Source organism: Hydrogenophaga sp., from assembly GCF_048549895.1.
Lineage (GTDB): Bacteria > Pseudomonadota > Gammaproteobacteria > Burkholderiales > Burkholderiaceae_C > Hydrogenophaga.
In genome coordinates this window covers 1-7,833 of sequence record NZ_JBLYYB010000013.1, presented here as the reverse complement: position 1 = coordinate 7,833, position 7,833 = coordinate 1, and the positions used below count along the sequence as shown (strand labels likewise).

Annotated in this window: 9 protein-coding genes; 4 read left to right on the top strand and 5 right to left on the bottom strand. The window is 66.1% G+C overall.

Annotated elements, in window-relative coordinates; all coding sequences use genetic code 11:
- A partial coding sequence (locus tag ACN4F8_RS01110; protein ID WP_419471889.1) for an enoyl-CoA hydratase-related protein occupies positions 1-220 on the bottom strand: 220 nt, incomplete at its 3' end.
- 144 nt (positions 221-364) lie between these two features.
- Here ACN4F8_RS01110 and ACN4F8_RS01105 point away from each other — a divergent pair.
- The 4 genes from ACN4F8_RS01105 to ACN4F8_RS01090 all read left to right on the top strand — a co-directional run bounded on the left by ACN4F8_RS01105 (position 365) and on the right by ACN4F8_RS01090 (position 3,581).
- Positions 365-1,159, top strand: a complete 795-nt coding sequence (locus ACN4F8_RS01105; RefSeq protein ID WP_419471888.1) for an enoyl-CoA hydratase-related protein — start codon at positions 365-367, stop codon at positions 1,157-1,159.
- Complete coding sequence (paaI, locus tag ACN4F8_RS01100) at positions 1,159-1,599, top strand: hydroxyphenylacetyl-CoA thioesterase PaaI (RefSeq protein WP_419471890.1); 441 nt, start codon at positions 1,159-1,161, stop codon at positions 1,597-1,599. The genes ACN4F8_RS01105 and paaI overlap by 1 nt, the downstream gene beginning before the upstream one ends.
- Positions 1,596-2,897 (top strand): phenylacetate--CoA ligase PaaK, encoded by a 1,302-nt coding sequence (paaK, locus tag ACN4F8_RS01095; protein WP_419471887.1) that lies wholly within the window; start codon positions 1,596-1,598, stop codon positions 2,895-2,897. Before paaI ends, paaK begins: the two co-directional genes overlap by 4 nt.
- Positions 2,898-3,014: 117 nt before the next feature.
- Positions 3,015-3,581, top strand: a complete 567-nt coding sequence (locus ACN4F8_RS01090; RefSeq protein WP_419471886.1) for a hypothetical protein — start codon at positions 3,015-3,017, stop codon at positions 3,579-3,581.
- Positions 3,582-3,599: 18 nt separating this feature from the next.
- Here ACN4F8_RS01090 and ACN4F8_RS01085 read toward each other — a convergent pair whose 3' ends face one another.
- From ACN4F8_RS01085 to ACN4F8_RS01070, 4 genes are read right to left on the bottom strand one after another with little or no spacing between them, the layout of a single operon-like run.
- On the bottom strand, positions 3,600-5,402 hold the full coding sequence (locus ACN4F8_RS01085) for a M61 family metallopeptidase (RefSeq protein WP_419471885.1): 1,803 nt from the start codon (positions 5,400-5,402) through the stop codon (positions 3,600-3,602).
- The gene (locus ACN4F8_RS01080; RefSeq protein ID WP_419471884.1) at positions 5,402-5,860 is read right to left on the bottom strand and encodes a DUF3429 domain-containing protein; all 459 of its coding nucleotides are present in this window, start codon (positions 5,858-5,860) and stop codon (positions 5,402-5,404) included. Before ACN4F8_RS01080 ends, ACN4F8_RS01085 begins: the two co-directional genes overlap by 1 nt.
- A gap of 11 nt (positions 5,861-5,871) precedes the next feature.
- Entirely contained in the window at positions 5,872-6,573 is a 702-nt protein-coding gene (locus ACN4F8_RS01075; protein ID WP_419471883.1) for a DsbC family protein, read from the bottom strand.
- A gap of 38 nt (positions 6,574-6,611) precedes the next feature.
- Complete coding sequence (locus tag ACN4F8_RS01070) at positions 6,612-7,775, bottom strand: FAD-dependent monooxygenase (RefSeq protein WP_419471882.1); 1,164 nt, start codon at positions 7,773-7,775, stop codon at positions 6,612-6,614.
- Between the last annotated feature and the right edge of the window lie 58 nt (positions 7,776-7,833).

The following is a 7,833-nucleotide window of genomic DNA, read 5'->3' as shown; positions in this document are numbered from 1 at the left end:
TGGCGCCGATGTCTGCGCCCGCGGCAAACGCCTTCTCGCTGCCGGTGAGGATCATGCAGCCGATGTCCTCATTGGCGTCAAAGTCTTTGAGCGCGGCACCGAGCTCGTTCATCAGCTGCTCGTTGAGTGCGTTGAGCTGCTTGGGGCGGTTGAGCGTGACGATGCCGACCCGGCCTTCGGTGCGGACGGTGATGCATTCGGGCGCGGTGGCGGTGGTCATGGGGTCTCCTCGGGTGTCGGTGGGGGCTGGAAAGCTGTCCACTATAGCGGCCGGTACCGAGGGAAAACATTAACCGACCGATTGGTTGGTTAATGGTAAATTGCACCGCCCGCTCATTCCAAACCGCCGAGGAGACCCACCGCCATGCCTGAAGCCACCGTCTTGTATGAAGAGCGCGGGGCCGTGGCCCTGGTCACGCTGAACCGGCCCGATGCGCTCAACAGCTTCACGCGCCAGATGCACCGCGACTTGTGGGCCGCGCTCGATCGGGCCGAGGCCAACCCGGTGGTGCGTGCACTCGTGATCACCGGCGCCGGTCGTGGTTTCTGTGCCGGGGCCGACCTGGCCGAGTTCGACTTTGAACCCGGGCCCGATCTTGTGAAAAGGGCCGACCCTGGCCCGGTGATCGAGCAGGCCTTCAACCCGACCGCGCGGCGCTTGCAGGGCTTGCGCATGCCGACCATCGCGGCGGTCAACGGCGTGGCAGCGGGCGCGGGCGCGTCGCTGGCCATGTGCTGCGACATCACGATCGCCGCCACCGGCGCCAGTTTCATCCAGGCCTTCAGCAAGATCGGGCTGGTGCCCGACGCCGGTGGCAGCTGGCTGCTGGTGGAGCGCCTGGGTCTGGCGCGCGCCATGGCGCTGGCCATGACCGGAGACAAGCTGCCGGCGGCGCAAGCGAAGGAGTGGGGAATGATCTGGGACGTGAGCGACGACTGCGTGGGGGCTTCGTTGGCCATGGCTGCCAAACTCGCCGTCATGCCCACCCAGGCGCTGGTGGCCACGCGTGCACTCTTGCGCGATGCGTCCACGCGCAGCCTGAGCCAGCACCTGAAGGTGGAACGCGACACGCAGTCGGCGCTGGGCAAGACCCACGACTACATCGAAGGCGTGATGGCGTTTCGCGAGAAGCGCCCGGCGCGTTTCAAGGGGGAATGATGTCTCCTCAAGAAAGAGCGAAGAGGGTTGGTCAGACGATGTTCGCGGTCGACACCGCGAGCAAGGACACCCTGGGCATGGAGCTGCTGAGTTGCGAGCCGGGCCGCGCCAGCATCCGCATGGTGGTGCAGCCGCTGCACCTCAACGGTCACCAGATCTGCCACGGCGGTTTCATCTTCACGCTGGCCGACTCCACCTTTGCGTTTGCCTGCAACAGCCACAACAAGAACGCGGTGGCCGCGGGTTGCAGCATCGAGTTCCTGCGCCCAGCCCACGCCGGCGACGTGCTCACCTGCGAGGGCGTTGAGCAAACGCTCTCGGGCCGCCACGGTATCTACGACATGCGGGTCACCAACCAGCGCGGCGAGGTGGTGGCGATGTTTCGCGGCAAGAGCGCACAGATTCCCGGCACCGTGTTTCCCGAAGAAGGACAGCCATGAAAGCCTTTGCCCTGGAGCCGATTGAAAAGGCCAGCGTCGACGAACTGCGCGCCCTGCAGCTCAAGCGCCTGCAGGCCACGCTGCGTCACGCCTATGCGAACTCTTCCGTCTACCGCGCCAAGTTCGACGCGGCCGGTGTGCACCCTGACGACTGCCGCAGCCTGGCCGATCTGGCGAAGTTTCCTTTCACCACCAAAAAAGACCTGCGCGACAGCTACCCCTTCGGCATGTTCGCCGTGCCGCGCGAGCAGTGCGCGCGCATTCATGCGTCAAGCGGCACCACCGGCAAACCCACGGTGGTGGGCTACACACTGAAAGACATCGACACCTGGGCCACGGTGGTGGCGCGCAGCATCCGCGCCAGCGGCGCCAGGCCGGGTGATCTGGTGCATGTGAGCTACGGCTACGGCCTGTTCACTGGTGGCCTGGGCGCGCACTACGGCGCCGAGAAGCTCGGCCTCACCGTGGTGCCGTTTGGTGGTGGCCAGACCGAGCGCCAGGTGCAGTTGATTCAGGACTTCAAGCCCGACATCATCATGGTCACGCCCAGCTACATGCTGGCCATTGCCGACGAGTTCGAGCGCCAAGGCATCGACCCGCGCGAGAGCAGCATGCGCATCGGCATCTTCGGCGCCGAGCCCTGGACCAACGACATGCGCGTGGCCATCGAAGCACGCATGGCCATCGACGCGGTCGACATCTACGGCCTGTCGGAAGTGATGGGCCCGGGCGTGGCCAACGAATGTGTGGAGACCAAGGACGGCCCGACCATCTGGGAAGACCACTTCTACCCCGAGATCATCGACCCCGAGACCGGTGAACCCGTGGCCGACGGCGAGATGGGCGAGCTGGTGTTCACCAGCCTGACCAAGGAAGCGCTGCCGATCATTCGCTACCGCACACGCGACCTCACGCGCCTGCTGCCCGGCACGGCGCGCACCATGCGCCGCATGGAGAAGATCACCGGGCGCAGCGACGACATGATGATCGTGCGTGGCGTCAATGTGTTCCCCACGCAGATCGAAGAGTTGATCCTGAAGCGCCCCGAACTCAGCGCGCACTACCAGTGCGTGCTCACCCGCGAAGGCCCGATGGACAACCTGACCGTGGTGGTGGAAACACGCGCCGGTCTCTCGCCCGAGAGCATCGAGGCGCGGGCTGCTGCCAAGCAGTTGCAACACGAAGTGAAGGTGTATGTGGGCAGCAGTGTCGCGGTGGAACTCAAACCAGAAGGCGGCGTGGAGCGCAGCCAGGGCAAGGCCAGGCGCGTCGTGGACTTGCGTGAGCGCAAGGGGTGAGCGTTGCGAAGTTTCATGGGCAACTGCCGCCCGTGCGGGGAATAGCAGCCGTCGGGGTGAAAACCCCTAGAGACGCTCGGGCTGGGTGTCCTACATTACCCCACAGTTGGGAATGACATGGACAAAAACACACTGTTTGGCAAGACCGCTGCCGGGCGAGAAGCACTCGCCACCCGGCCCGCGGGGTTGGTTCCGCGTCTTCGTTCGCTGTTGATCATGGTGGATGGCAAACGCAATCTGGCGGAGTTTGAAAAGCTCACAGCTTCGCTGGACCAGGCCACCCAGTCGCTCAATGATCTGATCGCCAGCGGTTGGGTGGAGATCGTCGGTGCCGATGGTCTGCCCAAAGCCACGCCCGCTTCGTCGGTGCCGCAGGTGCCGGTACCGGCCACGTCGTATGCACCCGAGGTGTCCCAGCCTGTGCCATTGGCTGCGCCTGCGGCACAGGCAGATGGCGTCACCACCTTGCCGTTCAGCGATGCCCGCCGCCAGGTGGTGCGCTTCATCAACGACCAGCTCGGCCCCATGGGAGAAACGCTGGCGATCCGTGCCGAGGGTTGCAAAACGCCTGCCGATCTGCAGGCGGCCTTGCCCCGCATCCGGGACGGTTTGAAGAGCTTCAAGGGCGCGGCGGTGGTTCAGCAGTTCGACGAAGAGCTGGTGAACCGCCTGCCCAAGGCCTGACAGACCGGGTGGGCGCTGTCAGTCGGACAGCCAGCTGCCCAGCCGCGCTGCGTCGGCCACACCCAGTTTCACGGCCTGCGTTTCGGTGGGCCAGTCCAGCGGGCATTTGAGCAAACGGTTGTCGCGCGAGACCAGCGCGGTGATGCGTGAGCGTTGGCCGCGCAGCATCTGCACGTCGTCGAGTTTGTGGACGCGCCAGGCCTCGGCCGCGCCCCCGCGGCGCACGGCGGCCAGCTCCACGCCCAGCCACTCGTCGCCCGCGGCCATGCCGGCGGTCTCGGCGGCGCCTCCGCGCAGCACGGTCTTGATCTGCACACTGCCGCCTGTCTCCAGCACACGAAGGCCCAGCTGTTGGGCCAGGGGGGCCTTGTCGTGCGTGACCTTGGCTCCCTGGCCTTGCAACAGACCCATCAGGGGCAGGTCGGCGGTGCTGTGCACCCAGGCGGCGATTTCGCCGTCGAAGCTGCGTTTGCCGAGCTGTTTGAGTGTGCGCAGAAGATCGGTCTGGCGCATCGGGCCGCCCTGGCAACGCCGCCAGAGTTCGCGCATCACGTGGTCCAGCGTGGTGTGGCCTTCGGCGCGCAGCGTGAGGTCCAGGCACAGCGCGACCAGCGAGCCCTTGGTGTAGTAACTCACCGTCGCGTTCGGCGTGTTCTCGTGCATGCGGTAGTACTTCACCCACGCATCAAAGCTGGCCTGCGCCACGCTCTGCACATGGCGCCCCGGTGTCTGCTGCACCTGATTGATGGTCTTGGCCACCAGCTGCAGGTACGCCGTGTCGTCGATCAGGCCGGCGCGGCGCAGGATCAGGTCGTCGTAGTAGCTGGTGAAGCCCTCGAAGAACCACAGCAGCTCGGTGTAGTTCTCGGCCGCGTAGTCGTAGCGCTTGAACTCGACCGGGCGCAGGCGTTTGACGTTCCAGGTGTGGAAGTACTCGTGGCTGATCAGGCCGAGCAGCGTGGTGTAGCCGTCGGTGGCTTTGAGCGCGGCGGGTTTGTCGCTGGTGGACGGGCGCAGACGCGGCAGGTCGGCGCGTTGGCAGATGAGCGCGGTGGAATTGCGGTGCTCCAGCCCGCCGTAGCCGTCAGCGCTGGCGTGCAGCATGAAGACGTAGCTGGAGAACGGCGGGGCGCCGTCGCCATGCCAGAACGCGATCTGCGCCTCACAAATGCGGCGCGTGTCTTCGATCAGGCGCTCGCCATCGAGCCAGGCGCCCGCGCCGCTGATGACAAAGCGGTGCTCCACGCCACCGGCGGTGAACTGTCCGTTCCAGAACCGACCCATCTCCACCGGGCAGTCGGCGAGTTCGTCGTAGTCGGCCGCTCGGTAGTGGCCAAACCCTGCGGCGTTCACGCTGTGCGCGGGCAGGCCCGTGACCAGGTTCCAGCCCTCTGTGGCAGCACCGGCCACGATCTCCAGCGCATGGGCTGAGTCTTCCTGGCCCGCCACCCGCAGGCACAGGCTGGTGGCGTTGAAGAAGCCACGCGTGCTGTCCAGAAAAGCCGTGCGCACCGAGGCGTCAAACGCATAGACCTCGTATTGCAGTTCCAATGGTTTGCCGGCCACCGCGTTGGCCTGCCATTGGTGCTTGTCGAGCTGTTTGATGGCCACGGGCTGGCCGTCTTGCCAGGCCTGCAGGTTTTGCAGATGTTGCGAAAACTCGCGCACCAGATAGCTGCCGGGAATCCACACGGGCAGACTCACGCGCTGGTTTTTCGCGGGTTGTTCGACCAGCAGCGTGACGGCAAACAGGTGTGCGTTGGCGTCCAGCACCGAAACGGTGAAGCGCACGCCGGTGGGGGACACAAGGCGTTTGGGCATCAGAGGGCTCCTGCGCCGATGAAGCAACTTGATGCCGCGATCGCGGAGAGTCGGAAGCGCAGTTTGAGCCAGCTGGCCAGACCCGCTTGTGCATAAAGCTTGCGGTCGACCACATAACAGCCGATCAACACCAGACCCAGCCAGACCAGGCCCGCGTGAGGCGGCATCACCAGGCCAGGCCATGCCAGCAGCGAGGGCACAACGCCCCAGATGAAATGCACTTTGCTCTGAGGCAGGCGGGCCGGCTGGCTCCAGCCAATGCCCCAGTGAATGCCGCCCAGAAACGAGGCGATGAGCGCAGCATAGGCAGCGAGCGCGAGTGCCACCCAGGCCTGCAGATCGGGGGTCACCAGCCAGACCAGCAGGGCGAGCCCCACCAGCGGAATCAGCCCGGCGTGGCCGAGGAGGCGGATGAGCGCGTGCTCACGGGGCTCACCGGCAGCGGCGGACAAAGGCATGCTGAGCGGCATCAGTTGAGCAGGGTTTCGATGCGGTCCGCCGTGATGTAACCCGGCACCCGGGTGTCGTTCACGAAGATCATGGTGGGCGTGCCCTTGATGCCGTGCTTGCCGGCCAGGCGGCTGTTGCGCTCGATGGCGGCGGTGTCGCAGGTGGCAGCGGCGGGCGGCTGGGCGTTGACCATCCAGTCGCTGTAGGTTTTGGCTTTGTCTTTGGCGCACCAGATGCTGCGGGCTTTCTCTGCGGAGTCCGGGCCGAGCACGGGGATGAGGAAGATGTGGACCGTCACGTTGTCCAGCTTGGCAAACTCCTGGTGGAGTTTTTTGCAGTAGCCGCAGTTGGGGTCTTCAAACACCGCCATCTTGCGTTTGCCGTTGCCGCGCACGAGGGTGAAGGCGTCTTTCATGGGCAGGTCCTTGAAGGCCAGCGCGGTGAGTTTGTCCAGGCGCTGCTCGGTCAGGTTGACGCGCGCCCGGGTGTCGATCATGGCGCCCTGGATCAGGTAGTTGCCCTCGGCATCGGTGTAGAAGATGTCGCTGCCGTTGATGCGGACCTCGAACACGCCGGGCATCGGCGTCTTGCTGACCTCGTCGATGGTGGGCAACTTGGGCAGGCGCTCGGCGAGGTTCTTGCGAATGGCGGCTTCCTGCGCCAGCGCGCTCAGGGACAAGGCGGTCAGCGCCAGCAGCAACAGGGACTTGAAACATTTCATCGTGGGGGCGCTCGGTGGCGATCGGGGGGAAAAGGGGTTCAGGCCGACTGGCCCATGGCCTGGCGCGCCAGCCAGCGTTTGAGTGGGCCGCTGCGGTTGAAGCCGTTGAGGCCCCAGTTGCGCAGCGCCTGCACGCGGCTGTCTTCGTGGGCAAACAGGCCGAACAAACCATCGGTGACCCAGCCCATCGCACCCACCTCGGCGGCGCGTGCGCGCTCGTAGCGGCGCAGCAGTTTCAGGTCACCCAGGTCGCGCCAGTACTCGCGCTCGTGCAGCACGCGGGCGAGTTCGGCCACATCGGCCAGACCCACGTTGAGGCCCTGGCCCGCCAGCGGATGCATGGCGTGCGCCGCATCACCGGCCAGCGCCACGCCGCCGGCGGCGGTGCGGGTGATCCAGCGTTGCGCACGCGAGAGTTCGAGGGGCCAGGCCTGGGCGGGGCTTTCCATGTGCAGGGTGCCCAGGGTGTTGGCGCTGCGCGCCTGCACCGCCTGGGCCAGGGTGGAGGGATCGGACTGCAACCAGGCATCGGCCTGCTGTGTGGAAACAGACCACACCAGCGCCACCGAGTTCCCTTGCGCACCGCCCAGCGGCAGCAGGGCCATCACCTCGCCTTGGGCAAACCACTGGCGCGCCACGCCGCCGTGGGGCAATTCGCAGCGCAATCGGGCCGCCACGGCCTTGTGGGCGTAGGGACGCACGTCAAATGCCAGACCGAGCTGCTCGCGTGTCTGGCTGCGCTTGCCTTCGCAGACCACGGTGAGGGCCGCGGTCGGGGTTTCGGTCACACGTTCGATGCTGCCCTGAAAACCCACAGCATCGCTCAGCCGCCGCTCCAGGGCGGGCACGTCCACGATCCAGGTGAGGGCATCGCTGGCCTGGTCGCTGGCGGAAAAGTGGAGTTCGCCGCCGTCGTCGCCCCAAACCCGCATGGCGGTCACCGGGGTGATCGGGCCAAGCTGCGAGGCGCTGTCGTCAACCTCGGGCCAGGCGCGCACCGAACGCAGCAAATCGCGCGAGGCGCTGTTGAGTGCGTAGGCGCGCACGTCGGGGGTGGTGGCGTCGCGCGGGTGTCCGACCAGCGCGACGCGCAGGCGATCTCGCGCCAGCAGCAGGGCCAAGGTCTGGCCCACCACACCCGCGCCCTGCACGGCGACGTCAAAACGCCGGGGAGTGCCGGTTCGCGGGGGTGTTGCATTCATGGAGGGATTTTAGGAGCAGGGCACAATCCGGCCCTTCCAGGGGCCAAACCCCTGCGGG

Excerpts from the sequence above, each read along its gene's own strand:
- ACN4F8_RS01105 (WP_419471888.1), top strand. The coding sequence starts at position 365 with ATGCCTGAAGCCACCGTCTTGTATGAAGAGCGCGGGGCCGTGGCCCTG.
- paaI (WP_419471890.1), top strand. The coding sequence starts at position 1,159 with ATGTCTCCTCAAGAAAGAGCGAAGAGGGTTGGTCAGACGATGTTCGCG.
- paaK (WP_419471887.1), top strand. The coding sequence starts at position 1,596 with ATGAAAGCCTTTGCCCTGGAGCCGATTGAAAAGGCCAGCGTCGACGAA.
- ACN4F8_RS01090 (WP_419471886.1), top strand. The coding sequence starts at position 3,015 with ATGGACAAAAACACACTGTTTGGCAAGACCGCTGCCGGGCGAGAAGCA.
- ACN4F8_RS01085 (WP_419471885.1), bottom strand. The coding sequence starts at position 5,402 with ATGCCCAAACGCCTTGTGTCCCCCACCGGCGTGCGCTTCACCGTTTCG.
- ACN4F8_RS01080 (WP_419471884.1), bottom strand. The coding sequence starts at position 5,860 with ATGCCTTTGTCCGCCGCTGCCGGTGAGCCCCGTGAGCACGCGCTCATC.
- ACN4F8_RS01075 (WP_419471883.1), bottom strand. The coding sequence starts at position 6,573 with ATGAAATGTTTCAAGTCCCTGTTGCTGCTGGCGCTGACCGCCTTGTCC.
- ACN4F8_RS01070 (WP_419471882.1), bottom strand. The coding sequence starts at position 7,775 with ATGAATGCAACACCCCCGCGAACCGGCACTCCCCGGCGTTTTGACGTC.